The sequence below is a fragment of the Streptomyces luteolus genome (assembly GCF_029968015.1).
In the GTDB taxonomy this organism is placed as follows: domain Bacteria; phylum Actinomycetota; class Actinomycetes; order Streptomycetales; family Streptomycetaceae; genus Streptomyces; species Streptomyces luteolus.
The window spans coordinates 122,069-146,928 of the sequence record NZ_JASCIS010000019.1; the positions used below are offsets into that span (position 1 = coordinate 122,069).

A 24,860-nucleotide genomic window follows, 5' to 3' on the forward strand; every position below is an offset into this window, starting at 1 on the left:
GGGTCCAAGCTATCAACGCGGTCAACAGGGCTGAACAGGCAGGACCCGCCGGGCCCGCACACCCGCCCCAGCCGAGCACGACCCCGACCCTGGCCCTGGCCCTGGCCCTGGCCCTGGCCGCCTCAGCCGAGCACGACCACGTCCGCCCCGTCGAACGCGACGCCCACGCGGTCCCCGGTCTCCGGCGCGTCCCGCAGCGCGCAGGCCGCTTCGAGGCGGGGTGCCGAGGTGTCCTCCGGCTGAAGGTGGACGGCGACGTGCGTGCCGCGGAAGGTGCGGGCCGTGACCGTGCAGGTCAGCCCGTCGGTGGCGGGGACGAGCCGAACCCCGGCGGGGCGTACGAGCAGATCGTGGTGGCCCTGGGCGGAGCCGGGCGGCACGGGCAGCTTGCCCCACACGGTGTCCGCGGCCTCGCCGCTGACGGTGCCGGGTACGACGTTGTCGAAGCCGAGGAAGCGGGCGACGAAGGCGTCGGCGGGCCGCTGCCACACGTCGAGGGGCGTGCCGCTCTGCGCGATCCGCCCGTCGCGCATGACGACGACCCGGTCGGCGAGCGCGAAGGCCTCGCCCTGGTCGTGGGTGACGGCGAGCACGGTGGTGCCCAACTCCCCGAAGAGTTCGCGCAGTTCGACGACGAGGCGTTCGCGCAGGGACCGGTCGAGCTGACCGAGCGGCTCGTCCAGCATCAGCAGCCGGGGCCGCGGGGCGAGCGCGCGGGCGAGGGCGACGCGCTGCTGCTCGCCGCCGGACAGCGAGGCCACGGCGCGGCGCGCCGCCCCGGGCAGCCCGACGAGTTCGAGCAACTCCCGTACGCGGGCGTCCTGTTCGGCGCGTGGTACGTGGTGCATGCGCAGGCCGAAGGCGACGTTGGCGCCGACGTCGCGCTGCGGGAACAGCTGGTGGTCCTGGAACATCAGGCCGACGCCGCGCCTGTGCGCGGGCACACCGGCCAGGTCGCGGTCGCCGAGCAGGACGCGGCCGCGGTCGGTGGCCTGGAGTCCGGCGACGACGCGGAGGAGCGTGGACTTGCCGCTGCCACTGGGGCCGAGCACGCACACGGTCTCGTGCTCGGCGACGTCGAGGTCGACGGCGTCGAGCGCGGTCTGGCCCGCGGGGCCGCCGAAGCGTACGGACACGCCGTCGAGGCGCAGCATCAGAACTCTCCGGTCCGGTCGGTGCGGATGCGTTCGAGGAGCAGCAGCGACACCGCGCACACCAGCATCAGCAGGGTCGAAAGGGCCATCGCCTGCCCGTAGTTGAGCTCGCCCGCGCGGCCGAGGAGGGTGGCGACGGCGACGGGCAGGGTCGGCTGGTCGGGCCGCGCGATGAACACGGTCGCCCCGAACTCGCCGAGGGACACGGCGAACGCGAACCCGGCGGCGACGAGCAGCGCGCGCCGCACGAGCGGCAGGTCCACCTCGCGCCACACCCGCCACGGGGACGCGCCGAGCACGGTGGCGGCCTCGCGGAGCCGTTCGTCCACGGCACGCAGCACCGGCAGCATGGTGCGTACGACGAAGGGCACGCCGACGAGGGCCTGGGCGAGCGGCACGAGGATCCAGGAGGAGCGCAGGTCGAGCGGCGGTTCGTCGAGGGTGATGAGGAAGCCGAAGCCGACGGTCACGGCGGACACCCCGAGCGGCAGCATCAACAGCGCGTCGAAGCCGCGCACGATCCGACCGACCGCGCCGCCGCCGCGGCGCGACCGGGTGAGCGCCACGGCGGCGAGCCCGCCGACGGTCACGGCGATCGCGGTGGCGGCCAGCGCGTACTCCAGGGAGTTGGCGATGGCCTCGATGGGCGGTACGAGGAAGGCGCCGCTGTCGACGGAGGTGAGGGCGCGGAAGTAGTCGAGGCCGTAGCCGGCGGAGGGGTGCAGGGAGCGTTCCACGAGCACGCCGAGCGGGACGAGGATCAGCAGCAGCACGGTCAGCAGCACGCCGCCGAGCAGTGCCCATTGGACCGTTCCCTGTGGGCGGCGCGCGGTCTGCGCGGCGTCGACCAGCTTCAGGGCGGACTCGCGGCGGCGCACGGTCCAGGCGTGCACGGCGAGGATCGCGCCGACGGCGGCGAACTGCACGAGGGTGAGCGCGGCGGCGGTGTCGAGCGCGAGGAGCTGCGCCGTCTGCCGGTAGATCTCCGCTTCGAGGGTGGTGAACGTGGGCCCGCCGAGGATCTGCACGACACCGAAGGACGTGAACGTGAACAGGAACACCATCAGCGCGGCCCCGGCGACGGCGGGCCCGAGCGCGGGCAGCGTCACCTTCCGCCAGGCGGCGAACCGGGACGCTCCGAGCATCCGCGCGGCCTCCTCCTGCCGCGGGTCGAGCTGGGCCCAGAGTCCGCCGACGGTGCGGACGACGACGGCGTAGTTGAAGAAGACATGCGCGAGGAGGATCGCCCACACGGTGGTGTCGAGCCGCAGACCCCACAGCGCGTCGAGGACGCCGCCGCGGCCGAGGAGCGCGAGGAACGCGGTGCCGACGACGACGGTGGGCAGCACGAACGGCACGGTGACGACGGCCCGCAGGAGCTGTTTGCCGGGGAAGTCGAAGCGCGCGAACACATACGCGCCGGGCAGCGCCACGAGCAGCGTCAGGCCGGTGGAGGCGAGGGCCTGCCACGTGGTGAACCACAGCACGTGCTGCAGGTCGGGGTCGGCGAGGACGTCCGCGAGCCGTCCGAGCCGCCACGTGTCGCCGACCTTGAGGCCGCGGGCGACGATCGCCGCGACCGGGTAGGCGAAGAACACCGCGAAGAACGCGACGGGCACGACAAGCAGGCCGAGCCGCAGCGCGCTCCCGCGGACGTCCTTACGGAGGCGGGCCCCCTCCGCTACTTCAGGACCAGCGACTGCCATGACTTGACCCAGTCCTCACGGTTCTCCGCGATCTTCTTCGGGTCGACGGTCAGCGGCTTGTCGACCTGCTCACCGAACTTCGTGAACAGCTCGGGCAGTTCGGCGTCGTCCGCGACGGGGTTCACGAACATCTGCAGCGGCAGGTCGTTCTGGAACCGCTTGGAGATCAGGAAGTCGATGAGGGCCTTGCCGCCCTTCTCGTTCTTCGCGCCGTCGAGCAGCCCGGCGAACTCGATCTGCCGGAAGCAGGTCCCGGTGGCGACCCCGGTGGGCGCCTCCTTCGGCTCCGGCTTCACGCCGAGGACCTCGACGGGCGGGCTGGACGCGTACGACACGACGAGCGGCCGGTCGGCGCCCGCCTTCTTGCCGCCCGCGGAGCCGGAGAACTCCTCGTTGTACGCCTGCTCCCAGCCGTCGACGACCTTCACGCCGTTGGCCTTGAGCTTCTTCCAGTAGTCCGGCCAGCCCTGGTCGCCGTACTCGGCCGCGGTGGCGAGGAGGAAGCCGAGTCCGGGCGAGGAGGTGGCGGCGTTCTCGGTGACGAGGAGGTTCTTGTACTCGGGCTTGATCAGGTCGTCGAGGGTCTTCGGCGGCTCGATCTTCTTGTCGGCGAAGTACGCGCGGTCGTAGTTGACGCAGATGTCGCCGGTGTCGACGGGCGTGACGCGGTGCTTGTCCCCGTCGAGCCGCACGTCCTCGGGGATCCGGTCGAGCCCCTTCGCCTTGTACGGCGTGAACAGGCCGTTGTCGACGGCGCGGGACAGCAGGGTGTTGTCGACGCCGAAGAGGACGTCGCCCTGCGGGTTGCCCTTGGACAGGACGGCCTTGTTGACGACCTCGCCGGCGTCGCCGCCCTTGAGGATGTCGACCTTGTACCCGGACTGCTTCTCGAAGTCCTTCAGCACGTCCGGCGAGACGTTGAAGGACGAGTGGGTGACGAGCGTGACGGTCTTGGAGTCCTCGCCGGAGGCACTCGATCCGTCGGAGCCGCCGCAGGCGGCGAGGGTGGAGACGCCGAGGGCCCCGCAGAGCACGACCGTGCCGGCACGCCGAAAACTGATCTTCATGACTGGTGCTGACTCCCTACGCCGGTATGACCCGGATCAGGTCCGAGGGTCTGCGGCACTGCCGCACTCTCAGCGCCGGGACGGCGCTCCCCTGTCGGAATTCATTTGTACGAATGCACAGTACTGCACCCGTGCCGGGCGCCCTGTGGGGCCCGGGGTTCAGCGCTCGCTGGCGGCGAGCTGCCCGCAGGCCCCGTCGATCTCCTGGCCGCGGGTGTCCCGGATGGTGACGGGCACGCCGTGCGCCGCGATGGCCTCGACGAACGCCTTCTCGTCCTCGGGCCGCGAGGCCGTCCACTTCGAGCCGGGGGTGGGGTTGAGCGGGATCAGGTTGACGTGTACCCGCTTGCCCTTGAGGAGCCGACCGAGCCGGTCACCGCGCCACGCCTGGTCGTTGATGTCCCGGATGAGGGCGTACTCGATGGAGATGCGGCGGCCCGACTTGTCCGCGTACTCCCAGGCGGCGTCGAGGACTTCGCGGACCTGCCAGCGGGTGTTGACCGGCACAAGGGTGTCGCGCAGCTCGTCGTCCGGGGCGTGCAGGGAGACCGCGAGCCGGCACTTGAAGCCCTCGTCGGCGAAGCGCAGCATCGCGGGCACGAGGCCGACCGTGGACACGGTGATGCCGCGCTGCGAGATGCCGAGGCCGTCCGGCTCGGGGTCGGTGAGGCGGCGGATGGCGCCGACGACGCGGTTGTAGTTGGCGAGCGGCTCGCCCATGCCCATGAACACGATGTTCGACAGGCGTGCGGGACCGCCGGGGACCTCGCCGTCCCGCAGCGCCCGCATGCCGTCCACGATCTGGTGCACGATCTCGGCGGTGGACAGGTTCCGGTCGAGGCCGGCCTGCCCGGTCGCGCAGAACGGGCAGTTCATGCCGCAGCCGGCCTGTGAGGAGATGCACATGGTGACCCGGTCCGGGTACCGCATCAGGACGGACTCGACGAGCGTCCCGTCGTGCAGCTTCCACAGCGTTTTACGGGTGGTGTCGTCGTCGCAGCTGATGTGCCGCACGACCGACATCAGGTCGGGCAGCAGCGTCTCCCGCAGCTTGCCGCGGGCGGCGGCGGGGATGTCCGTCCACTGCTCGGGGTCGTGCGCGTACCGCGCGAAGTAGTGCTGGGACAGCTGTTTGGCGCGGAACGGCTTCTCGCCGATCTCGGCCACCGCTTCCTTGCGCTCGGCGGGCGTGAGGTCGGCGAGGTGCCGCGGCGGCTTCTTGGCTCCGCGGGGCGCGACGAAAGTGAGTTCTCCAGGCTTAGGCATGACCTCACCAGTGTCGCAGATCGACTTGGGGTGACCTGGGGCTCGGCTACGACCGGACGTCGTAGACCGGATGCGGCGCGGTCGACGTCGGCGTGACGCAGGACCCGGCGGTCGTCGGGGTCGTCGGAGAACGCCCCGGTGTGCAGAGGCTCGCCGCCGGTGCCCAGACCGTTGTCCGGGCCGGGGTCGGGCCCGGTGACGAAGCCGTCGAGGGAGACCGAGATGCCGGCGATGATTCGGGTCATACGGCGAAGACCCGATCCGGCGCCCGAACTCATCGAAACGGGCCCGCCGCCCCTGGGGACGACGGGCCCGCGACGTGTGGAACGCAGGTCGGCAGCGCGTCGGATCAGCCCGAGCCGACGAACAGCACGAGCAGCAGCCAGACCACGGGAGCCGTGGGCAGCAGCGAGTCGAGCCGGTCCATGATCCCGCCGTGGCCGGGCAGGAGCGTGCCCATGTCCTTGATGCCGAGATCCCGCTTGATCATCGATTCGCCGAGGTCACCGAGCGTCGCACTCGCCGCCACCGCGAGGCCGAGCAGCAGCCCCTGCCACCAGGAGCCCCCGTCGATCAGGAACTCCATGCACAGCGCGCCCGCCGCCATCGCGAACGACACCGCGCCGAGCAGGCCCTCACGGGTCTTGCCGGGGCTGATCCGCGGCGCCAGCTTGTGCTTGCCGAACCGCCAGCCCACCGCGTACGCACCGGTGTCGCTGACGACCGTCAGGAGCAGGAACGTGAGCACCCGCTGCGCACCGTCGTCGGCGGTCAGCATCATCGACACGAACGTCGCGAGGAACGGCACGTAGAACGCGGCGAACACCCCGGCCGTGACGTCCCGCAGATAGCCCTCGGGCGGTTCGGTCATCCGCCACACGAGCACCGCGAGCGCGGTCAGCGCCATCGCCACCCAGGCGCCCTCGGCACCTCGTGCGTACCCGGCGACGACCATGGCCGCGCCGCCCACCGCGAGCGGCACGAGCGGAGCCCTGATCTCCTTGCGCTCCTGCAGGCGCGACGTCAGCTCCCACAGTCCGACGACGACGGCGACCGCTATCACGCCGACGAACACGGCCTTGACGACGAACAACGACGCCACGATCACCGCGCCGAGCCCGACACCGACCCCTATGGCCGCCCGCAGATCGCGTCCCGCACGCTTCTTCTGCGGCGGCTGCGGGACCTGAGGTGTGGGGCTGGGCATGGGCTCCTGCGGCATCTCGTCGCGGAACAAGGGGCCGCCCGCCAGAGCGGCCCCCGCCTCGCTGTCGAACCGGTCTGCAGCGTCCGTGCCGGTGTGGGGCATCTCGGGCACGATCGGCATGGGCCGAGTCTGCTGCGCGTCGGCCTCATCGTAGGCAGGACCCGCCGGGGGGCGCCCCTGGACGGGGCCCATCTCGGGCGGGCCCCAGTGACCGGCCTGCGGCGGAGCCCCCCACGAAGAGTCGTTCATCAGACCTCGAGCAGCTCGGCTTCCTTGTGCTTGAGCAGCTCGTCCACCTGCGCGACGTACTTCGCGGTGGTGTCGTCGAGCTCCTTCTCCGCGCGACGGCCCTCGTCCTCGCCGACCTCGCCGTCCTTGACGGCCTTGTCGATGGTGTCCTTGGCCTTGCGGCGCACCGAGCGGATCGAGACCTTGGAGTCCTCGGCCTTGCCCTTGGCGACCTTGATGTACTCCCGGCGGCGCTCCTCGGTGAGCTCAGGGAACGTCACCCGGATGATGTGGCCGTCGTTGCTCGGGTTGACGCCCAGGTCCGAGTCGCGGATGGCCTGCTCGATGTTGCGCAGGGCGCTCTTGTCGAACGGCGTCACCACGGCCATACGCGGCTCCGGCACGGAGAACGAGGCCAGCTGGTTGATCGGCGTCAGCGCGCCGTAGTAGTCGGCCACGATCTTGTTGAACATCGCCGGGTGGGCACGCCCCGTACGGATCGCGGCGAAGTCCTCCTTGGCGACCACGACGGCCTTCTCCATCTTCTCCTCGGCCTCGAGGAGGGTCTCTTCGATCACCACTTGCTCCTGCGTGTCTTGAGTGGGCTGGGGGCGCCCCGCGCGTCCCCTCTGCGGGTACGGCAAGGGCACCGGCTGCGTCGCGTCTCTTCCTGCACGGTGTCCGACCGGCAGGACATTGTCCATCCCCCGGGCCACGCCCGGGAGATGAGGGTCAGGACCGGGTGCCCTGGTCGCTCACGAGAGTGCCGATCTTCTCACCCTTGACGGCGCGGGCGATATTGCCCTCCGCCAGCAACTCGAAGACCAGGATGGGAAGGCTGTTGTCCCGGCACAGCGTGATGGCGGTCATGTCGGCCACCTTCAGGTCACGGGTGATGACCTCGCCGTACTCGAGCGCGTCGAACTTCACCGCGTCGGGGTTCTTCTTCGGGTCCGAGTCGTACACACCGTCGACGCCGTTCTTGCCCATCAGCATCGCCTCGGCGTCGATCTCCAGGGCGCGCTGCGCGGCGGTGGTGTCGGTGGAGAAGTACGGCATGCCCATACCGGCGCCGAAGATCACGACGCGGCCCTTCTCCAGGTGCCGCACGGCCCGCAGCGGGATGTACGGCTCGGCGACCTGGCCCATCGTGATGGCGGTCTGCACCCGGCTGTCGATGCCTTCCTTCTCCAGGAAGTCCTGCAGCGCGAGGCAGTTCATGACCGTGCCGAGCATGCCCATGTAGTCGGAGCGGGCCCGGTCCATGCCGCGCTGCTGCAGCTCCGCACCGCGGAAGAAGTTGCCACCGCCGATGACGATGGCGATCTGCGCGCCGTCCCGCACCACGGCCGCGATCTCGCGGGCGATGGCGTGCACCACGTCGGGGTCGACGCCCAGGCCGCCGCCGCCGGCGAACGCCTCACCGGAGAGCTTCAGCAGAAATCGGCCGGTGGTTTTACCGTCACCGCTGTGGTCGGCCTTGGTCATGGGGAGATCTCGCTCTCTTGCGTGGCACACATACAAGAAGGCCATTGCCGGGGGTACTTGCGTCCCACTGCGGCAATGGCCTCCTCGTCAGATCTGCGGTCGTCCGCCGCCCACGGCATTCCGCGGGCGCATCCTGTCCCGGACGACTGCTGTCGACCCTAGCGGGGTCTTGAGTCGAGCGCGGTACGGACTCAGATGCCGACCTTGATGCGCGCGAAGCGCTTCAGGCTGACACCGGCCTCCTTGAGGACCTGCTCGACGGACTTCTTGTTGTCAAGCGCGTACGGCTGGCCGAGCAGCGTCGCGTCCTTGAAGAACGCGTTGACGCGACCCTCGACGATCTTCGGGAGCGCGGCCTCCGGCTTGCCCTCGGCGCGCGTGGTCTCCTCGGCGACACGACGCTCGGACTCCACGACCTCGGCCGGGACGTCCTCGCGGGTCAGGTACTTCGGCGCGAACGCGGCGATGTGCTGGGCGACGCCCTTCGCGACCTCGGCGTTCTCCTTGTCCAGCTCGACCAGAACACCGATCTGCGGGGGCAGGTCGGGCATGGTGCGGTGCATGTACGCCGAGACGTAGGCGCCGGAGAACTGCGCGAAGCGGTCCAGGACGATCTTCTCGCCCAGGTTGGCGTTGGCCTCGTCGACGTACGCCTGCACGGTCTTGCCGGGCTCGATCTCGGACGCGAGCAGCGCCGCGATGTCGGCGGGCTTGGTGGCGGCGATGTGCGCGGCGAGCGCGTTGGCCACGGCCTGGAACTTGTCACCCTTGGCGACGAAGTCCGTCTCGCACTTCAGCTCGACGATGACACCCGAGGTGTTGTCGTCGGCGATGAGGGAGACCACGGCACCGTTCTCGGCGGAACGGCCCTCGCGCTTGGCGACGCCCTTCTGGCCCTTGATACGAAGCGCCTCGACGGCCTTGTCGACGTTGCCCTCGGCCTCGTCGAGCGCCTTCTTGCAGTCCATCATGCCGGCGCCGGTGAGCTCCCGGAGCTTCTTGACGTCGGCGGCGGTGTAGTTCGCCATGATTCAGTGAATCTTTCTCGAAGTCTGTGACGGCCGCCGGGCTCGAACACCTGCGACCAGAGATCTGCGGGTCAACGGGCTCTACGGTGACGGGTCGACGGCGGGGGCGCATCGGCCCCCGCCGTCACCTGTCAAAGCTCTGACCCTGTGACCTGTGAAGGTCAGGCCTGCTCGGCGGCCGGGGCGTCGGCAGCCGGGGCGTCGGCAGCCGGAGCCTCGGCAGCGGCCTCGGCCGGCTTCTCGGCCTCGGCGGGCTTCTCCGCCTCGGCGGGCTTCTCGGCGTCGGCCGGCTTGTCGGCCTCGGCCTTCTTCTCACCCTCGAGCAGGTCGCGCTCCCACTCGGCGAGCGGCTCGCCCGCGGCCTTCTCGCCCTTGCCCTCACCGGCACCACCGGAGCGGGCGATGAGGCCCTCGGCGACGGCGTCGGCGATGACGCGGGTGAGCAGCGTGACGGAGCGGATCGCGTCGTCGTTGCCGGGGATCTTGTAGTCGACCTCGTCGGGGTCGCAGTTGGTGTCGAGGATCGCGACGACCGGAATGTTCAGCTTCCGGGCCTCACCAACGGCGATGTGCTCCTTCTTGGTGTCCACGATCCAGACGGCGCTGGGCACCTTCTGCATCTCGCGGATACCACCGAGGGTCTTCTCCAGCTTGGCCTTCTCACGCGAGAGGACCAGGAGCTCCTTCTTGGTGAGGCCGGACGCGGCCACATCCTCGAAGTCGATCTGCTCGAGCTCCTTCAGGCGCTGCAGGCGCTTGTAGACGGTCGAGAAGTTGGTGAGCATGCCGCCCAGCCAGCGCTGGTTGACGAAGGGCATGCCGACGCGGGTGGCCTGCTCGGCGATGGCCTCCTGCGCCTGCTTCTTCGTGCCGACGAACATGACCGTGCCGCCGTGGGCGACGGTCTCCTTGACGAACTCGTAGGCGCGGTCGATGTACGACAGCGACTGGAGCAGGTCGATGATGTAGATGCCGTTGCGCTCCGTGAAGATGAAACGCTTCATCTTCGGGTTCCAACGACGGGTCTGGTGACCGAAGTGGACGCCGCTTTCCAGCAGCTCCCGCATCGTGACGACGGCCATGGCCGTACTCCTTGTTTTTCTCGGTTGTGTCCTGACACCCCGGCGCGCGCCATGCCACGTACCTGCGTACGGGACCGAGGGGCGCTGACACCTTCAGGCTCTTCAGCCAGGTGTCGGGGCGTGCGAAGTCGACCCGGTGACCCGGATCGCCACAAGAAGTGTACGGGACCCGCGACGTACCGGGTGACGTACCGGGTGACGCCGTTATCCACAACCGACCAGTTATCCACAGATCCACACCAAGATCAGCGCCGCCGGGCCCGTCCACGGCAAGCTCCACCCATGCACTTCGCACCCCGGAAATCCCGGCCCGAGACACGACCACGGACTCTGACGCCCTGCCTGGCGCTGGCACTCGCGGCTCCGGCTGTGATCTCGGCGTTCGCGGGAGGCCACGTGAACGGCACCCCGATACGGACGGCCGCAGCCGGCGGCTCGACGGGCCGGTCCACGGCTTCGGCTTCGGCTTCGGCTTCGGCTTCGGATCCGGGTACGGGTACGGGTACGGGTACCAGTACGGATACGGAGACGGCTACGGACACTGCTACGGACGCGGTCCCGGCCGTGCCTTCCGGCGAGCGGGCCTGGCCCGTCCGCGCCCCGATCCTCCGCGGCTGGGACCCACCGGCCACGCCCTACGGCCCCGGCCACCGCGGCGTCGACCTCGCCGCCGCACCCGGCACCGGCGTACGCGCGGCCGCACCCGGCCGCATCAGCTACGCCGGACGCGTCGCGGACAGAGGAGTCCTCACCATCGACCACCCCGGAACCGGCGCCCCACCCCTGCGCACGACGTACGAACCCGTACACGCCCTCGTCGACAAGGGCGACGAAGTAGCCGCGGGAGACGTCATCGCAACCGTGGAACGCCGAGCGTCCGCCGCCGACGCCCACTGCCCGCGATCCTGCCTGCACTGGGGCCTACGCCGCGGAACGACCTACCTCGACCCGCTCACACTGCTGTCGGCGTCCCTCACAGAACGGGGGCCTTCGCGGTTGCTGCCGGTTTGGGGGGAGTGAGGCTGTGGGTGGGTGAGGGTGGGGAGGGGAGGGAGGTGGGGAGGGGGCGGGGGGGGGAGGGGGCGGGGGCGGGGGTCAGCCGTTTACGCCTCGGAGCGCCATCCCCACCGCAGCCTCCGTGATCGCCTCCGGGTCCTCGGCCGCGCCGAGTTCGATGCGGCGTGCGGCGGCGTCGACGATGCCTTGGAGGAGCATCGCCGCCATGCGGGGCTGTTCGTGGCCGAGCGCTTCGAGTGCTTCGCCGATCATGGCGACGAGGCCGCCGTGTGCGGCGCGGATCTTCTCGCGGGCGCCCGCGTCGAGTTCGCTGGACGAGATGGCGACGACGGCACGGTGGCGGCGGTCGCCGACGAGGGCGAGTTGGGCCCGTACGTACGCCTCGACCTTGTCCTCGGGTCCTTCCGCGGCCTGCATCGCCGATTCGACCTCGGCGGCCCAGACGGGAAAGTCGACTTCGCAGAGCTCCTCGACGACGGCGGCGCGGGAGCGGAAGTACTCGTAGACGGAGGACCTGGCCAGCCCTGTGCGTTCGGCGAGCGCGGGGAAGGTCAGCGCCTCCGTTCCGCCCTCGGACAGCAGGGACCGGGCGGCGTCAAGGAGGGCGCCGCGCTGCATCGACCGGTGCTCGGCCACTGAGGCCGCTCGAATCCTTGGCACGTACCCCACTGTACGGAGCGGACGTCCCGTACGGGAGTCGGCTCGGGGGGCTGTCCGCCGGGGGTGGGGTGGTCGTGGGCGCGTTGTCCGTGTGTGCGGCGTTCGTACGTCGCGTTCGCCGCTGCCGCGGTCCGGTCGTCCGGATGAGCGCCGTTTGGCGTGGTCGTGGAGGCAGGACCGATTCAGCGTCCGAAGCCGGCGAGCTTGGCGCGGAGCTGGAGGACCGACTTGGTGTGGATCTGGCTGACGCGGCTCTCGGTGACGCCGAGGACGTTGCCGATCTCGGCGAGGGTGAGGCCCTCGTAGTAGTAGAGGGTGACGACGGTCTTCTCGCGTTCGGGCAGCGTGTTGATGGCGCGGGCGAGGAGTCGGCGGAGTTCGCGGTCCTCGGCGATCTCCACGGGGTTCTCGGCGGCGGTGTCCTCGAGGGTGTCCATGAGGCTGAGCCGGTCGCCGCTCTCGCCGCCGACATGGAGGAGTTCTTCGAGGGCCACGACGTTGGCGAGGGACAACTGACTGAAGACCGCGTGGAGTTCTTCGAGTGCGATGCCCATCTCCGCGGCGACTTCGCTTTCGGAGGGGGTTCGGCGGAGTTGGGCTTCGAGGGTCGCGTAGGCGCGTTCGACGTTGCGGGCCTTTTGGCGTACGGAGCGTGGGATCCAGTCGAGGGCGCGGAGTTCGTCGATCATGGCGCCGCGGATGCGGGTGATGGCGTACGTCTCGAATTTGATTTCGCGGTCGATGTCGAACTTTTCGATGGCGTCGATGAGTCCGAATACACCGGAGGAGACGAAGTCCGCTTGTTCGACGTTGGGTGGCAGGCCGACGCTGACGCGTCCGGCGACGTATTTGACGAGGGGCGAGTAGTGGAGGATCAGTTGTTCGCGCAGTCGTCCGTCGCTCGTTGCCTTGTACGACCTCCAGAGTTCGTCGAGCGACGAGGGTGCGGGTGGCCGCGCGCCGTCACGTGCGGCGGGGGGGATGGCCGCTGCCCGGTCGGACCCGGAGGTGTGCTGGGGCATTCGTTGCCTTGAGCCGTTCTGCTGTGGATCGAGTACGTGCGCATCGGAGTCGGAAGCTTTGTGAGCGTAGCGTGACTGGAGTGTCGCAGTGTGCGAAGAGTAGGGGATCTCGTGGCCGCTGGATGTTCAGTCGGGGTTGCCGTACCTCGTTCTCGTCGGGTGTGCGAGTGCGGGTTCAGGGGTCGAAATCACAGAATCTGCCAAGGTCATCGGGGATCGTCCGGACGGCGCAACGTGACGGTTCAGGTGTCTTCGGGTTTGACTTCGCGTCGCGGAAAGTCGGTTCGGGTGCTCTGGCGTGTCAACTTCCAGTTGTCGCCGTGTCGTTCGACGAATCCGAGGGATTGAAGTTCGTACAGGCCGGCGACGGTGTCGTCGGTGGTGGTGGCAGCGTCGGTGGCGATGCCGGCCACGGGTACGGGGCGGCCTGCGGGGAGTGCGGCGAGTACGCGGGCGGCGAGGGGGTTGAGGAGGTCTCTGGGGATGACGGGGCCGCGGTGTTCGGGGGCGAGCTGTCCCATCTCTCCGATGAGCTCGATGACTTCGGCCGCGTCGGTGACGAGGGTGGCTTCGCCGCGCAGGAGTTGGTGGACGCCCGCTGACTGGCTGCTGGTGGCGGGGCCGGGGACGCCCATGGTGTGGCGGCCGAGGCGGGTGGCGTTGCGTGCGGTGACGAGGGCGCCGCTGCGGTGGGCGGCTTCGATGACGAGGGTGCCGCGGGTGAGGGCGGCGATGATGCGGTTGCGTTGGATGAAGCGGTAGGCGGTGGGGTGGGCTCCCGGGGGTAACTCGGCGAGGAGCAGGCCTTGTTCGGCGATGCGTTGGAGTAGTCCGGTGTGGCCGCGGGGGTAGGCGGTGTCGACTCCGTTGGCGAGGATGGCGGCGGTGGCGCCTCCTGCTGCGAGGGCGGCGCGGTGGGCTGCTCCGTCGATGCCGTAGGCGCCGCCCGAGACGACGACCCAGCCGTGTTCGGCGAGGCCGGTGGCGATCTTGGCGGCCATGTGCGCGCCGTACTCGGTGCAGGCGCGTGCGCCGACGAGGGCGACGGAGCGCAGGGCCCATATGCGCAGGTCGGCGTTGCCGCGGACCCAGAGGCCGACGGGTTGGGTGTCGCCGAGGTCGCGGAGTTGGCCGGGCCATTCGGGGTCGCCGGGGATGAGGAAGCGGGCTCCGGCGGTGTCTGCCGCCTGGAGGTCGGTGTCGGGGTGGGTGGTGGTGGCGCGGTTGCGGAGTCCTGCGAGGCGTTGGGGGGTGACGCCGGGGAGGGCGCTGTCTTCGTGGGTGAGGTGGTGGAAGAGGCCGGTGGCGCCGTAGGTGCGGAGCCAGCGTCCGGTGTTGTCGTCGCCCGGTTCGAGGATGCGGGTGAGGGCGATGCGGGCTCGGCGCTCGTCTTGCGAGGGCGAGGGCGGGGACGGGGACGGGGTAGGGGGCGGATTGGTGTTGGGCATGGGTTGGAGGGCCTTCTGCCAAGAGTTGGTGGCTGTGGGGAGTTGGGAGGGGGGCGGCGTGCGGTCAGGGCGCGATGGCCATGGGTGTGCCGCGGGGGATGCCGGTGCGGAGGTGCAGGGCGAGGTTGACGTCGTTGGCGTCGGGGCGGTCGCGGCCGCTGAGGTCGGCGACGGTCCAGGCGATGCGGAGTACGCGGTCGAGGCCGCGGGCGGTGAGCAGTCCGCGTTCCAGGTCGTGTTCGGCTTCGTGGAGGGCGCCGGGGGCGGGGTACCAGCGGGTGCGCAGTTCGTGTCCGGGGATGTGGCTGTTGGTGGTCCAGGGTGTGCCGGTGAGGCGTGCGGCGGCGCGTTCTCGGGCTTGGCGTACGCGGTCGGCGACCTGGCGGGTGGATTCGCCGCGGTGGACGGTGGCGGTGAGGTCGGCGCGGGTGACGGGTTCGACTTCGACCTTGAGGTCGACGCGGTCGAGGAGTGGTCCGGAGAGTCGGCCTTGGTAGCGCCGGATGGCTCCGGGTGTGCAGCTGCTGGTCTCGCCGAGGAGGGTGCAGCGGCCGCAGGGGCAGGGGTTGGCGGCGAGGATCAGCTGGAATCGGGCGGGGAGTTGGACGACTCCGGCCGCGCGGGCGACGACGACGTGCCCGGATTCGAGGGGTTGGCGCAGGGCGTCGAGGGCTTTGGCGCTGAACTCGGGGGCCTCGTCGAGGAAGAGCACGCCTCGGTGGGCGAGGGAGACGGCGCCGGGGCGTGGGAGGCCTGGGCCGCCGCCGACGAGGGATTGCATGGTGGCGGAGTGGTGGGGTGCGCAGTAGGGCGGGGTTTCGACGAGGGGGCGGCCTGGTGGGAGGGTTCCGGCGACGGAGTGGACGGCGGTGACTTCGAGGGATTCCTTCTGGGTGAGGGGCGGCATGATCGAGGGCAGGCGTTCGGCGAGCATGGTTTTGCCTGCGCCTGGTGGGCCTTGGAGGAAGAGGTGGTGGCCGCCTGCTGCGGCGACTTCGAGGGCGGTGCGGGCGGCGATCTGGCCGACGACTTCGGAGAGGTCGTGGTGGGCGGCTGTGGTGTCGGGTGCGCCGATGGTGGCGAGGGTTCCGGCGAAGCCGCCGGGGGTGGTGGGTGTGGTCCGGCTGGTGTCGGTGTCGGGGTCTTCTTCGGGTACGGGTTCGTCGGTGAGTACGGCGATGAGCTGGCGCAGGCTGCGGACGCCGAGGACGGAGATGCCGGGGACGAGTGCGGCTTCGGCGGCCGCGTGTTCGGGGACGACGACCTGGTCGTAGCCGGCGTCGGCGGCGGCGAGGACGGCGGGCAGGACGCCTCGTACGGGGAGGACGCGTCCGTCGAGGCCGAGTTCGCCGATCATGACGACGTCGGCGAGGGTGCGGGGGTCGATGCGTTCGGCGGCGCCGAGGACGGCGCAGGCGACGGCGAGGTCGAAGCCGCTGCCGCCCTTGGGTACGGAGGCGGGGCTGAGGCCGACGGTGAGCTTTTTCTGGGGCCAGGCGTTGCCGGAGTTGACGACGGCGGCGCGGACGCGGTCGCGGCTTTCGGTGAGGCTCTTGTCGGGGAGGCCGACGAGGGTGAACGCGGCGACGCCGGGTTCGAGGTCGGCCTGGACTTCGACGACGACGCCTTCGACGCCGACGAGCGCGACGGAGCAGGTGCGGGCGAAGGCCATCAGGCCACCCCCTGTGCGTGTTCGACGACGGGGGCGCCGCGGCTGGGCAGGAGGACGCCGACGAGGTCGATGCGGACGCCGCCCGGTGGTGGGCCTCCGTGTTGGTGGAGCCAGCGTTCGGCGAGGGTGCGCAGGCGGTCGGCCTTGGCGGGGGTGATGCCCGCCATGGGGTGTTGGAAGGGCCGGTCGGCGCGGGTGGGGTCGGGGTGTCCTCGGCGGGTTTTGACTTCGCAGAGGACGAGGGTGTCGTGGTCGAGGGCGACGATGTCGATCTCGCCGCCGGGTCCGGATCGCCAGTTGCGGTCCAGGATGGTCATTCCTGCGGCGACGAGTTGTCGGGCGGCGAGGTTTTCGCCGTACTTGCCGAGTGCTCCGCGTGCGTTCATGGGGCACCACCTCCGGGTTCGAAGGTGGCGTATCAGCGTCGCGGTTGTGGATCTTGGTGGATAACCGGCTGGTTGTGGATAACTCCGTCACCCACAGGGGTCACACCCCCACCACAGCAGGGCTCCGGTCTAGCTTCCGGGCAGTTCGAGGTCGCTCTTGTTGAGCTCCTCGATGTTCACGTCCTTGAAGGTGAGGACGCGGACCTGCTTGACGAAGCGGGCGGGCCGGTACATGTCCCAGACCCAGGCGTCGGCCATGGACACCTCGAAGAAGACCTCGCCCTGGACGGAGTGCACCTGCATCTCGTAGTCGTTGGTGAGGTAGAAGCGCCGCTCGGTCTCGATCACGTATTTGAACAGCCCGACGACGTCGCGGTACTCCCGGTAGAGCTTCAGCTCCATCTCGGTCTCGTACTTCTCGAGGTCCTCGGCGCTCATGGCATGTTCCCCTTCAGCCGTGCGTCCCCCTATTGTGCGCCAGTCCGGGCCGTCGCTAGACGATTTCTGTGTCGAGGACTGCGGGACTGGCCGGAGGTCCTTCGTCGAGCAGCGTCTTCAGCAGCCCGGCGAGCTTGGTCGGATACACCGTCTCATGGGTGGCGGAGAGTTCTTCACAGGTCCACCACCGCATTCCGGACACGCTCCGCTGTTCAAGCTCGGTGAGGCCCGGCATGTCCGCAGCGGTCCGCGCGGTGGGGGCGAGTTGTCCCGTACGAGCGAGGAAGTACCACTCGTCCTGGTTCCAGCGGCGGCCGGCGAACGGGAACGAGCAGGTGCGGCGCCACAGCACCGGGCCGAGTTCGGCGTCGGTGATGCCGGTCTCCTCGGCGAGTTCGCGCAGCGCGGCCTCTTCGCGGGTCTCGTCGCCCTCCAGGCCCCCACCCGGCGTGAACCACCAGGTGTCGCCGGAGGCGTCCGGGTCGTCGGGCTCGTGCCCGTACAGGAGCAGGATGCGGTCCTCGGGGTCGAGGAGTACGACGCGGGCGACCTTCCGCACCTCGTCCGCCGCGGGAACGGCGTCAGTGGACACCGGCGGGCTCCCTGCGCCGTCCCTGCTGCTTGCGGGAGGTGCCGCGCTTGGCGAACGAGCCGGACGCCGCGCCGCCGAGGATGAGGACCGCTCCGAGGCCGATCGCGCCGACGACGAGCCGCAGCGGTCCGGGTTCGGAGAGCCCGCCGGGCAGGTCCGCGAAGCCGCTGGGCCGCTGCAGCATGCCGTCCATGGGCCAGGCGACGGCGTCGACGCGGGCGGCGACGGCGTCGCGCGGTACGGAGCCCTTGCCGGCCTCGTCGAGGTGGACGCTGGAGTCGAGCGAGGTGCTGCGTTCGTCGCCGAGGAGGAAGAGGCGGCCCTGGGGCACGGTCGTCGGCGGGATGCCGGTGTCGGAGGCCTTGACACCCTCGGGGAGGTACGGCTCGTCGATGGCCTTGCCGTTGACGGTGAGGCGGCCCTGGTCGTCGCAGCAGGCGATCTTGTCGCCGCCGACGGCCACGACGCGCTTGACCATGGGCAGGTCGCCCCAGGACTTCTCGTTGAAGACGACGACGTCGCCGCGGTGCACCTCGCTGCCGTCGATGCGTTCGGCGAGGACGCGGTCACCGGCGCCGATGGTCGGGGTCATCGACTGGGTCGGCACGGTGTACGGCTGGTACAGCAGCGCGCCCCAGGCGAAGCCGCCGAGGAAGAGCACACAGCCGAGGGCCACGGCCAGGTTCGACAGTCTGCTGCCGAGCCCGCCGCGGCCCTCGTCCGTACGTCGTGTTCTGCTCATCCCAGCCCCACCTCGGTGAATCGATCCGGCGCCGACCGGTCACGCGTGGGCGTGACCGGTCTCACACACGGAAGATCGGTGATCTGGGACGGCACCCTACCGGGCGGTACTGCCGCCGGAAACCGTGGAGTTGCCGCCGCCGGAAACCGTGGAGTTGCCTCCACCGGCAACCTCCGAGCTGCCGCCCCCGGCAACCCTCCGCCGGCGCCACAGCACCAGAGGCACGGCCCCGGCCACACCGAGCGCACCCGGAACCGCCGCGGCCGCGGAGTTGAGGCCCGGCTGGTCGAAGGTGTCCGGGACGGGCAGCGTGCCCCAGCGGTTGATGGGCCAGGCCTTGACGAAGGCGCGCCCCACGACGTTGTCGACGGGCACGAAGCCGCCGCCGGGGTCCTGCTGGTGGTAGCGGGAGTCGAGGGAGTTCTGGCGGTTGTCGCCCATGACCCAGATCTTGCCGTTGGGCACGGTGACCTTGAACTGGCCGCCCTGGTCGTCGTCGCTGCAGGGCGTGGCCTTGATCTCGCCGAAGCTGTGGCTGACGTAGCTCCGCTCGTCGAGCGCCTTGCCGTTGACCTTCAGCGGGCCGGTGCCGTTGCACTCGACCGTGTCACCGGCGACGCCGACGACGCGCTTGATCAGGTCCTTCTCCTCGGCGGACGGCATGAGGCCGATGAAGCTGAGGGCCTGCTGCAGGAAGTTCGGCTGGGGGGTGGGCTCGCCCTGCAGCCAGTTGCCCGGGTCGTGGAAGACGACGACTTCGCCGCGCTCGGGCTCGGAGCCGAACCAGGGGGTCAGCTTGTCCACGAGCACCCGGTCGCCCTGCTGCAGGGTGTCCTGCATGGAGTCCGAGGGGATGGAGAACGCCTGCACCAGGAACGTCTTGATCAGCAGGGCGAGGAGCAGCGCGATGCCGATGAGGAGCGGGAGTTCCTTCCAGAACGAGCGGTGGTTGCTCTGGCCCGAGCGGCCCGAGCGGCCCGCGCCGGAACTCCCCTCCGAGCTGTCCTCGGAGCTGTCCTCGGGGTCCGTCGCGCCTGGGTCGGTGCCTCCGGAGCCGCCGTTGATCACGTCGCGTTCATCCTCGGGTTCGTCGTGTCCGGATCGTGCGCCGACGGCCAAATCCCCCACATCCACTCCTCGTTCCGTGCCGCCGCCTGTTCCGTACGAGATGTCGTACGCGATGCAGGCCTACCACTCCCATAACGAGCGGGAGTTCCGCAGGGCTCGGGAGGGGGACGTTCGCGTTCAGATTGTCGGGGGCCACCCTATGCGACCTGCTGTCCGCGGCATCCGAACCGCCTTGCGCGGCCCCCGCGTCGGGGACGGAGGCGTAGGTCTCGCGCTGCTCCAGCTCGCTCCAGTGGTCGACGGGCCAGGCGATCACCTTGGCGGTGCCGACGACCTCGTCCTGGGAGACGGTGCCCTGGTGGGGGCTGTCGAGGTGGTAGCGGGAGTCGGCGGAGTCGGAGCGGTGGTCGCCCATCACGAAGAGGCGGCCTTCGGGGACCTTGACGTCGAAGCTCCGCCGGGAGGGTTTGTTGATGTCGTCGGGGTGCAGGTAGGGCTCGTTGAGGGCGACGCCGTTGACGGTGACCCGGCCGTCCTCGCCGCAGCATTTGACGCGGTCCCCGCCGACGGCGACGACGCGTTTGATGAGGTCCTGCTCGTCGGCGGAGGGCAGCAGGCCGATGAAGGTGAGGCCCTGCTTGAGCTGTTTGACGCCGATGGGGTCGTCCTGCGTCTTGGGCTGCTGTTCGGCGCGCAGCCAGCCGCCGGGGTCCTTGAAGACGACGACGTCACCGCGCTGGGGTTCGGCGCCGAACCAGGGGGTGAGCTTGTCGACGAGGACACGGTCGCCGATCTTGATCGTCTGCTCCATGGAGCCGGACGGGATGACGAAGGCCTGGACGAGGAACGTCTTCAGGACGAGGGCGATCAGCACGGCGACGCCGATGAGGAGAGGAATCTCCTTGATCGCCGAGCGCCGCCTGCGGCGTTTGACCTTACGGGCCAGCTTGCGGCGTTCCGCCCGGCCGGGGCTGGGCGGGCCCGGAGTCCCGGTGGTGGGGCGGGTTCCGGTGGTGGAGCGGGTTCCGGTGGTGGGGCGGGTGCCTGTGGTCAGGCCGGTGTCGGTGGTGGGGTGGGTGCCTGTGGTCAGGCCGGTGTCGGTGGTGGGGCGGGTTCCGGTGGGCAGGCCGGTGTCCGCGCGGGGGCCGCCTTTCGGCAGGCCGTGGCTGCCCTTCGGTATGCCGCGCCTACCCATGGGCACCGCCCGGCTCCGGCACCTTCGCGAAGACGTCGGGCCGTCCGAGGGAGCCGGACCGGTCGAGTGGCAGCCCTATCCAGTCGGCGCGGCCGATCACGGCCTCGACGGGGATCATGCCGCCGCCGGGTGAGCCGAGGTGGTCGCGGGAGTCACTGGAGTCGCTGCGGTGGTCGCCGAGGACGAACAGGGTGCCCTCGGGCACGACCACGTCGAACGGCACCGTCGACGGTGCGTCCCCCGGATACAGATAAGGCTCGTCCACCGGCTCCCCGTTCACCTGAATCCGCCCCTGCTCGCCGCCTCGCCCGCCGCGGCCGGCCACCCGGTCACCGCCGACGCCGACCACGCGCTTGATGTAGTCGGAGTCGCCGAAGTAGCCACTGCCGTCGAAGACGACGACATCACCGCGTTGCGGCTCGTTGCCGAAACGGTACGCCAACTTGTTCACCAGGACACGATCCCCGGTGCTCAAGGTCGGCTCCATGGAGCCGCTGGGGATGAGGAACGGCTGGAGTACGAAGGTGCTGACGAGGAGCAGGAACACCAGGCACAGCGCGAGGAGCACTCCACCGCGGCGCCAACGCCGCCCGGAAACAGACCCGGAAACAGACCCGGAAACAGCCGCGGAGCGCGACCCTTCCTCCTCCCGCTCGGTGTCGGCGGGGTGGGAGGAGCGATCGCGCTCCGCGTTCTGTGCTGCTTCGGTGTCCATCGGGGTCAGAGCCTATCCGGCCCGCCCCGAGGCGCCGGATCCGCGTGGGGATCCGGGGCGCGAGATCAGTTCTCGCGCTTCTCCTTGATCTTGGCGGCCTTGCCGCGCAGCTCACGGAGGTAGTACAGCTTGGCGCGGCGCACGTCGCCCTTGGTGACGAGCTCGATCTTCTCGACGATCGGGGTGTGCACCGGGAAGGTGCGCTCGACGCCGACGGAGAACGAGACCTTGCGGACCGTGAAGGTCTCGCTGATGCCCGCGCCCTGGCGGCGGATGACTACGCCCTTGAACTGCTGCACACGGGAGCGGTTGCCCTCGATGACGCGCACGTGGACGTTGACGGTGTCACCCGGGCGGAAGGCCGGGACGTCGCTGCGCAGCGAGGCGGAGTCGACGGAGGCGAGCAGGTTGCTCATGATCGTCTGCTTTCTTCGCCGATGCCACAGGTCATCGGCGGGAGGTATGCGATGAGTTTCGGTAGCTGATCGCGTCGGGCCTAGCGGGACCATCCCCGCGTGCACGGGGAGCAGAGTAGTCCTCCCCCTGTGGCAGGGGCGCAGGCTGGACGTACAGCAGCGGCCTATTGTTCCACGGCCTCGGGCGTCGGCCCAAATCGCCCGTCGGGGCCGGGCCGCCAGCCCAGGATCGAGAGCATTTCGCGGTCCTTCTTGTCGAAGGCGGCGGGGTCGGTGCGCGCGATGAGGTCGGGGCGGTTGCGCACGGTGCGGCGCAGGGCCTCGTCGCGGCGCCAGCGGGCGATCTTGCCGTGGTGGCCGCTGAGCAGGACGTCGGGGATGTCCCGGCCGCGCCACTCGGGGGGCTTGGTGTAGACGGGCCCTTCGAGGAGGTCGGCCATGGTGCCGGGGGCGAAGGAGTCGTCCTGGTGCGAGGCCGCGTTGCCGAGGACGCCGGGCAGGAGGCGCGCGACCGCCTCCGTCATGACCAGTACGGCGGCTTCTCCGCCGGCGAGGACGTAGTCGCCGATGGAGACCTCGTGGACGGGCAGGCGGGTCGCGTACTCGTCTACGACGCGGCGGTCGATGCCCTCGTAGCGGGCGGGCGTGAAGATCAGCCAGGGCCGCTCGGAGAGTTCGACGGCGAGTTCCTGGGTGAAGGGGCGGCCGCTGGGCGTGGGGACGACGAGGACGGGGTCGTGCGCGCCGTTCTCGTAGCCGTCGGCGAGCGCCTCGTCGAGGGCGTCGCCCCAGGGCTCGGTCTTCATGACCATGCCGGGTCCGCCGCCGTACGGGGTGTCGTCGACGGTGTTGTGCCGGTCGTACGTCCACTGCCTCAAGTCGCGTACGTGGACGTCGAGTCGGCCGCGGGCGCGGGCCTTGCCGACGAGGGAGACGTTCAGCGGTTCGAGGTACTCGGGGAAGATCGTGACGACGTCGAGGCGCATTACGAGTCCTCGCGGTCGTCGCGCGAGGAGGCGCTGTGTCCATCAGCGACTTCGTCGCGCGAGGAGGCGACCTCGGCGCGGTCGTCGATGAGTCCGGGCGGCGGGTCGATGGTCGCGCGCTGTTCTTCGAGGTCGATCTCGGTGACGATCTCCTCTACGAAGGGGATCATGACCTCGGTGCCGTCGGGCCGCTCCACGATGAACAGGTCCTGCGAGGCGAGGTGGGAGATCTCGGTGATCCGGCCGACCTCCTGGCCGTCGACGGTGACCACGTCCAGGTCCATGAGCTGGTGGTCGTAGTACTCGTCGTCGCCCTCGGGGAGTTCCTCGGGGTCGACGTCGGCGATGAGCAGGGTGTTGCGGAGGGCCTCGGCGGCGGTGCGGTCGCGTACGCCCTCGAAGCGCAGCAGCAGGCGTCCGCTGTGCACCCGGCCGGTGGCGATGGTGAGGGGCCCGGTGGCGGCCGGGTCGGTGGCGAGCACGGCACCGGGGGCGAGGCGCAGCTCGGGTTCGTCGGTGCGGACCTCGACGGTGACCTCGCCCTTGATGCCGTGGGCGCGGCCGATGCGTCCCACTACCAACTGCACGTTGCGTTCTCCTTCGTACGACGACGGGCCGGGGCGGGCCTGAAGCCCTCCCCGGCCCGTGCCGGTGTTGCCTTGCGGTTCAGCGAACCTGGTCGACGTCGACGAGGTCGACGCGGACTCCACGGCCGCCGATGGCCCCTACGACGGTGCGCAGGGCACGAGCGGTGCGGCCGTTGCGGCCGATCACCTTGCCGAGGTCGTCGGGGTGGACCCGGACCTCGAGGACGCGCCCTCGGCGCAGGTTGCGGGAGGCGACCTGCACGTCGTCGGGGTTGTCGACGATGCCCTTCACGAGGTGCTCGAGAGCCTCCTCGAGCATGCTCAGGCCTCGGTCGACTCGGCCGCGGACTCAGCCGGAGCGTCGTCCTTCTTCTCGGCCTTCTTCTTCTGCGTGATGGCCTCGCCCTTGGGCTCGTCCTCGGCGCCGACGGCCTCGAAGGTCGGGCGCGCGGCCTTCGGCTCCGGCTGCAGCAGCGGGGCCGGGGCGGGCTCGCCCTTGAACTTCTGCCAGTCGCCGGTCTTCTTCAGGATGGCGAGCACGGGCTCGGTCGGCTGCGCGCCGACACCCAGCCAGTACGCGACACGCTCGGCGTCGACCTCCATGCGGGAGGGGTTCTGCACCGGGTGGTACAGGCCGATCTCCTCGATGGCCCGGCCGTCACGGCGGGTACGGGAGTCGGCGACGATGATGCGGTAGTGAGGCGAACGGATCTTGCCCAGACGCTTCAGCTTGATCTTGACTGCCACGGGAGTGGTGTCTCCTGGTCTTGACGTGGGTGGGCACAACGAAGATGCCGCGTGGGGTTGCGGTACTCGAGTGCCCGATGGACGCGTCAGCCGGAGGAGAGAGGGGTCCTGTGCGGCTGTCGAGTACAGCTAGCCATTGTGCCATACCTCGCTGGGGCGGGGTTCCTCGGTCCTGGCCCCGCGCTTACAGGTGGGCGTCGGCCGTCGCCGAGGCCACGGGGGCCAGCCCCCGGACCCCCGCTCCTCAAACGCCGGAGGGGCTGATTTTTGTGGGGCTGAGTTTGCGGCGAGGCTGATTCAGCCCACCGCGATGGCCTCCGGGATGCGGAACGGTTTGCCGCAGCCGCCGCACATGATGGGGGCCTGGGCGAGGACCGAGGGGACCACGCGGACGTTGCGGCCGCAGTCGCAGACCGCCTTGACGCGGACGCCGCCGCCGGACGATCCGTGCCGGGCGGCCGGGCCGCGGAAGCTGCGGGCCGTGTCGTGCGCGGTGGCCGCCGTGTGGGCCTTGAGGGCGCCCTTGAGGCGTTCGATTGTCGCGCGGTACCGCTTTCTCGCCTCCGGGTTGAGTGTGACCAGCGAGAAGCCGCTGCTGGGGTGCGGCTCCTCGGGGTGGTCCAGGCCCAGTTCCTCGGCGATCGCGAGGAAGCGGCGGTTGTGGTAGCGGCCGGCGCGGGAGGTGTCGCGGATGCCGCGGGCGGCGGCGATTCCGTGGACTGCCTCGTGCAGCAGGCGCTCGAAGGAGAGCTCGGCGCCGCAGGCGGACGAGGACTCTCCGATCAGGGACTCGGGCGCGGCAAGGCTGGGCAGCTCGGGGTGGTACCGCTGAATGTCGGCCCACGCCTGCGCCAGCTCTGCGGCGAGTACAGGTGGTGTCGTGCTCACGTCGTGACAACGAGCCGGGGGCCCTCGGTGTTCCTATTACGGGGCATCCCAAATA

The 24,860-nt window shown here is 70.2% G+C and carries 27 protein-coding genes, 1 pseudogene and 1 riboswitch; of the genes and pseudogenes, 1 reads left to right on the forward strand and 27 read right to left on the reverse strand.

The window, feature by feature from the left end:
• Positions 1-122 precede the first annotated feature (122 nt).
• The 10 genes and pseudogenes from QIT00_RS20090 to rpsB all read right to left on the reverse strand — a co-directional run bounded on the left by QIT00_RS20090 (position 123) and on the right by rpsB (position 10,226).
• Positions 123-1,154 carry an ABC transporter ATP-binding protein gene (locus QIT00_RS20090; protein ID WP_408909806.1) on the reverse strand — a complete coding sequence of 344 codons (1,032 nt, stop codon included), beginning with the start codon at positions 1,152-1,154 and terminating at the stop codon, positions 123-125.
• Positions 1,154-2,860, reverse strand: a complete 1,707-nt coding sequence (locus tag QIT00_RS20095) for an ABC transporter permease (RefSeq protein WP_282536701.1) — start codon at positions 2,858-2,860, stop codon at positions 1,154-1,156. The genes QIT00_RS20090 and QIT00_RS20095 overlap by 1 nt, the downstream gene beginning before the upstream one ends.
• A complete protein-coding gene (locus QIT00_RS20100) occupies positions 2,836-3,927 on the reverse strand; it encodes a thiamine ABC transporter substrate-binding protein (protein WP_282536702.1) in 1,092 nt (363 codons plus the stop codon). The genes QIT00_RS20095 and QIT00_RS20100 overlap by 25 nt, the downstream gene beginning before the upstream one ends.
• Positions 3,924-4,030: riboswitch (TPP riboswitch) on the reverse strand. It overlaps the preceding gene by 4 nt.
• A gap of 56 nt (positions 4,031-4,086) precedes the next feature.
• Positions 4,087-5,193 (reverse strand): 23S rRNA (adenine(2503)-C(2))-methyltransferase RlmN, encoded by a 1,107-nt coding sequence (rlmN, locus tag QIT00_RS20105; protein WP_282536703.1) that lies wholly within the window; start codon positions 5,191-5,193, stop codon positions 4,087-4,089.
• A gap of 56 nt (positions 5,194-5,249) precedes the next feature.
• Positions 5,250-5,438, reverse strand: a pseudogene (locus QIT00_RS20110) (dihydrofolate reductase family protein); the annotation flags it as partial.
• A 104-nt stretch (positions 5,439-5,542) separates the two neighbouring features.
• Positions 5,543-6,649, reverse strand: a complete 1,107-nt coding sequence (locus tag QIT00_RS20115; RefSeq protein ID WP_282536704.1) for a phosphatidate cytidylyltransferase — start codon at positions 6,647-6,649, stop codon at positions 5,543-5,545.
• A complete protein-coding gene (gene frr, locus QIT00_RS20120; RefSeq protein WP_282536705.1) occupies positions 6,649-7,206 on the reverse strand; it encodes a ribosome recycling factor in 558 nt (185 codons plus the stop codon). Before frr ends, QIT00_RS20115 begins: the two co-directional genes overlap by 1 nt.
• 154 nt (positions 7,207-7,360) lie before the next feature.
• Entirely contained in the window at positions 7,361-8,116 is a 756-nt protein-coding gene (pyrH, locus tag QIT00_RS20125) for a UMP kinase (RefSeq protein ID WP_282536706.1), read from the reverse strand.
• A 191-nt stretch (positions 8,117-8,307) separates the two neighbouring features.
• Entirely contained in the window at positions 8,308-9,144 is an 837-nt protein-coding gene (gene tsf, locus QIT00_RS20130; RefSeq protein WP_282536707.1) for a translation elongation factor Ts, read from the reverse strand.
• 161 nt (positions 9,145-9,305) lie between these two features.
• On the reverse strand, positions 9,306-10,226 hold the full coding sequence (gene rpsB, locus QIT00_RS20135; protein ID WP_282536708.1) for a 30S ribosomal protein S2: 921 nt from the start codon (positions 10,224-10,226) through the stop codon (positions 9,306-9,308).
• Between the two features lie 564 nt (positions 10,227-10,790).
• On the opposite strand from rpsB, the gene QIT00_RS20140 reads away from it, so the two are divergent.
• Positions 10,791-11,246 (forward strand): murein hydrolase activator EnvC family protein, encoded by a 456-nt coding sequence (locus QIT00_RS20140; RefSeq protein WP_349017194.1) that lies wholly within the window; start codon positions 10,791-10,793, stop codon positions 11,244-11,246.
• A 75-nt stretch (positions 11,247-11,321) separates the two neighbouring features.
• On the opposite strand, the gene QIT00_RS20145 is transcribed toward QIT00_RS20140, so the two are convergent.
• The 17 genes from QIT00_RS20145 to QIT00_RS20225 form a co-directional block, all read right to left on the reverse strand.
• A complete protein-coding gene (locus tag QIT00_RS20145) occupies positions 11,322-11,879 on the reverse strand; it encodes a TetR/AcrR family transcriptional regulator (protein ID WP_282536736.1) in 558 nt (185 codons plus the stop codon).
• Positions 11,880-12,085: 206 nt separating this feature from the next.
• Entirely contained in the window at positions 12,086-12,925 is an 840-nt protein-coding gene (gene whiG / locus QIT00_RS20150) for an RNA polymerase sigma factor WhiG (protein ID WP_282536709.1), read from the reverse strand.
• A gap of 242 nt (positions 12,926-13,167) precedes the next feature.
• A complete protein-coding gene (gene dprA, locus QIT00_RS20155; protein WP_282536710.1) occupies positions 13,168-14,373 on the reverse strand; it encodes a DNA-processing protein DprA in 1,206 nt (401 codons plus the stop codon).
• A gap of 64 nt (positions 14,374-14,437) precedes the next feature.
• Positions 14,438-16,045 carry a YifB family Mg chelatase-like AAA ATPase gene (locus QIT00_RS20160; protein WP_282536711.1) on the reverse strand — a complete coding sequence of 536 codons (1,608 nt, stop codon included), beginning with the start codon at positions 16,043-16,045 and terminating at the stop codon, positions 14,438-14,440.
• Positions 16,045-16,431 carry a YraN family protein gene (locus QIT00_RS20165; RefSeq protein ID WP_282536712.1) on the reverse strand — a complete coding sequence of 129 codons (387 nt, stop codon included), beginning with the start codon at positions 16,429-16,431 and terminating at the stop codon, positions 16,045-16,047. The genes QIT00_RS20160 and QIT00_RS20165 overlap by 1 nt, the downstream gene beginning before the upstream one ends.
• Positions 16,432-16,560: 129 nt before the next feature.
• Positions 16,561-16,869 (reverse strand): DUF2469 domain-containing protein, encoded by a 309-nt coding sequence (locus QIT00_RS20170; RefSeq protein ID WP_005311352.1) that lies wholly within the window; start codon positions 16,867-16,869, stop codon positions 16,561-16,563.
• 55 nt (positions 16,870-16,924) lie between these two features.
• Positions 16,925-17,461 carry an NUDIX hydrolase gene (locus QIT00_RS20175; RefSeq protein ID WP_282536713.1) on the reverse strand — a complete coding sequence of 179 codons (537 nt, stop codon included), beginning with the start codon at positions 17,459-17,461 and terminating at the stop codon, positions 16,925-16,927.
• Positions 17,451-18,203 carry a signal peptidase I gene (gene lepB, locus QIT00_RS20180; RefSeq protein WP_282536714.1) on the reverse strand — a complete coding sequence of 251 codons (753 nt, stop codon included), beginning with the start codon at positions 18,201-18,203 and terminating at the stop codon, positions 17,451-17,453. Before lepB (QIT00_RS20180) ends, QIT00_RS20175 begins: the two co-directional genes overlap by 11 nt.
• 96 nt (positions 18,204-18,299) lie before the next feature.
• The gene (lepB, locus tag QIT00_RS20185) at positions 18,300-19,331 is read right to left on the reverse strand and encodes a signal peptidase I (RefSeq protein ID WP_282536715.1); all 1,032 of its coding nucleotides are present in this window, start codon (positions 19,329-19,331) and stop codon (positions 18,300-18,302) included.
• The gene (gene lepB, locus QIT00_RS20190; protein WP_282536737.1) at positions 19,279-20,466 is read right to left on the reverse strand and encodes a signal peptidase I; all 1,188 of its coding nucleotides are present in this window, start codon (positions 20,464-20,466) and stop codon (positions 19,279-19,281) included. Before lepB (QIT00_RS20190) ends, lepB (QIT00_RS20185) begins: the two co-directional genes overlap by 53 nt.
• Positions 20,459-21,181, reverse strand: coding sequence for a signal peptidase I (gene lepB / locus QIT00_RS20195; protein ID WP_282536716.1), 723 nt, complete (start codon positions 21,179-21,181; stop codon positions 20,459-20,461). The genes lepB (QIT00_RS20190) and lepB (QIT00_RS20195) overlap by 8 nt, the downstream gene beginning before the upstream one ends.
• Before the next feature lie 65 nt (positions 21,182-21,246).
• Entirely contained in the window at positions 21,247-21,597 is a 351-nt protein-coding gene (rplS, locus tag QIT00_RS20200) for a 50S ribosomal protein L19 (protein WP_282536717.1), read from the reverse strand.
• A gap of 164 nt (positions 21,598-21,761) precedes the next feature.
• On the reverse strand, positions 21,762-22,583 hold the full coding sequence (gene trmD / locus QIT00_RS20205) for a tRNA (guanosine(37)-N1)-methyltransferase TrmD (protein ID WP_282536718.1): 822 nt from the start codon (positions 22,581-22,583) through the stop codon (positions 21,762-21,764).
• Positions 22,583-23,170: a ribosome maturation factor RimM gene (gene rimM / locus QIT00_RS20210; protein ID WP_282536719.1), complete on the reverse strand. Its 588-nt coding sequence runs from the start codon at positions 23,168-23,170 to the stop codon at positions 22,583-22,585. Before rimM ends, trmD begins: the two co-directional genes overlap by 1 nt.
• A gap of 79 nt (positions 23,171-23,249) precedes the next feature.
• Positions 23,250-23,489, reverse strand: a complete 240-nt coding sequence (locus QIT00_RS20215) for an RNA-binding protein (RefSeq protein WP_014176063.1) — start codon at positions 23,487-23,489, stop codon at positions 23,250-23,252.
• 2 nt (positions 23,490-23,491) lie between these two features.
• Positions 23,492-23,917: a 30S ribosomal protein S16 gene (gene rpsP / locus QIT00_RS20220; RefSeq protein ID WP_282536720.1), complete on the reverse strand. Its 426-nt coding sequence runs from the start codon at positions 23,915-23,917 to the stop codon at positions 23,492-23,494.
• Between the two features lie 297 nt (positions 23,918-24,214).
• Entirely contained in the window at positions 24,215-24,805 is a 591-nt protein-coding gene (locus QIT00_RS20225; RefSeq protein WP_282536721.1) for a hypothetical protein, read from the reverse strand.
• Positions 24,806-24,860 lie beyond the last annotated feature (55 nt).

Coding starts and splice junctions, on each gene's coding strand:
- lepB (WP_282536716.1), bottom strand. CDS start 21,181: ATGGACACCGAAGCAGCACAGAACGCGGAGCGCGATCGCTCCTCCCAC.
- dprA (WP_282536710.1), bottom strand. CDS start 14,373: ATGCCCAACACCAATCCGCCCCCTACCCCGTCCCCGTCCCCGCCCTCG.
- QIT00_RS20160 (WP_282536711.1), bottom strand. CDS start 16,045: ATGGCCTTCGCCCGCACCTGCTCCGTCGCGCTCGTCGGCGTCGAAGGC.
- rlmN (WP_282536703.1), bottom strand. CDS start 5,193: ATGCCTAAGCCTGGAGAACTCACTTTCGTCGCGCCCCGCGGAGCCAAG.
- lepB (WP_282536714.1), bottom strand. CDS start 18,203: ATGAGCAGAACACGACGTACGGACGAGGGCCGCGGCGGGCTCGGCAGC.
- QIT00_RS20090 (WP_408909806.1), bottom strand. CDS start 1,154: ATGCTGCGCCTCGACGGCGTGTCCGTACGCTTCGGCGGCCCCGCGGGC.
- rplS (WP_282536717.1), bottom strand. CDS start 21,597: ATGAGCAACCTGCTCGCCTCCGTCGACTCCGCCTCGCTGCGCAGCGAC.
- rpsB (WP_282536708.1), bottom strand. CDS start 10,226: ATGGCCGTCGTCACGATGCGGGAGCTGCTGGAAAGCGGCGTCCACTTC.
- lepB (WP_282536737.1), bottom strand. CDS start 20,466: ATGGGTAGGCGCGGCATACCGAAGGGCAGCCACGGCCTGCCGAAAGGC.
- QIT00_RS20170 (WP_005311352.1), bottom strand. CDS start 16,869: ATGAGCGCCGAGGACCTCGAGAAGTACGAGACCGAGATGGAGCTGAAG.
- QIT00_RS20165 (WP_282536712.1), bottom strand. CDS start 16,431: ATGAACGCACGCGGAGCACTCGGCAAGTACGGCGAAAACCTCGCCGCC.
- pyrH (WP_282536706.1), bottom strand. CDS start 8,116: ATGACCAAGGCCGACCACAGCGGTGACGGTAAAACCACCGGCCGATTT.
- QIT00_RS20115 (WP_282536704.1), bottom strand. CDS start 6,649: ATGAACGACTCTTCGTGGGGGGCTCCGCCGCAGGCCGGTCACTGGGGC.
- whiG (WP_282536709.1), bottom strand. CDS start 12,925: ATGCCCCAGCACACCTCCGGGTCCGACCGGGCAGCGGCCATCCCCCCC.
- QIT00_RS20215 (WP_014176063.1), bottom strand. CDS start 23,489: ATGCTCGAGGAGGCTCTCGAGCACCTCGTGAAGGGCATCGTCGACAAC.
- QIT00_RS20100 (WP_282536702.1), bottom strand. CDS start 3,927: ATGAAGATCAGTTTTCGGCGTGCCGGCACGGTCGTGCTCTGCGGGGCC.
- trmD (WP_282536718.1), bottom strand. CDS start 22,583: ATGCGCCTCGACGTCGTCACGATCTTCCCCGAGTACCTCGAACCGCTG.
- QIT00_RS20095 (WP_282536701.1), bottom strand. CDS start 2,860: ATGGCAGTCGCTGGTCCTGAAGTAGCGGAGGGGGCCCGCCTCCGTAAG.
- tsf (WP_282536707.1), bottom strand. CDS start 9,144: ATGGCGAACTACACCGCCGCCGACGTCAAGAAGCTCCGGGAGCTCACC.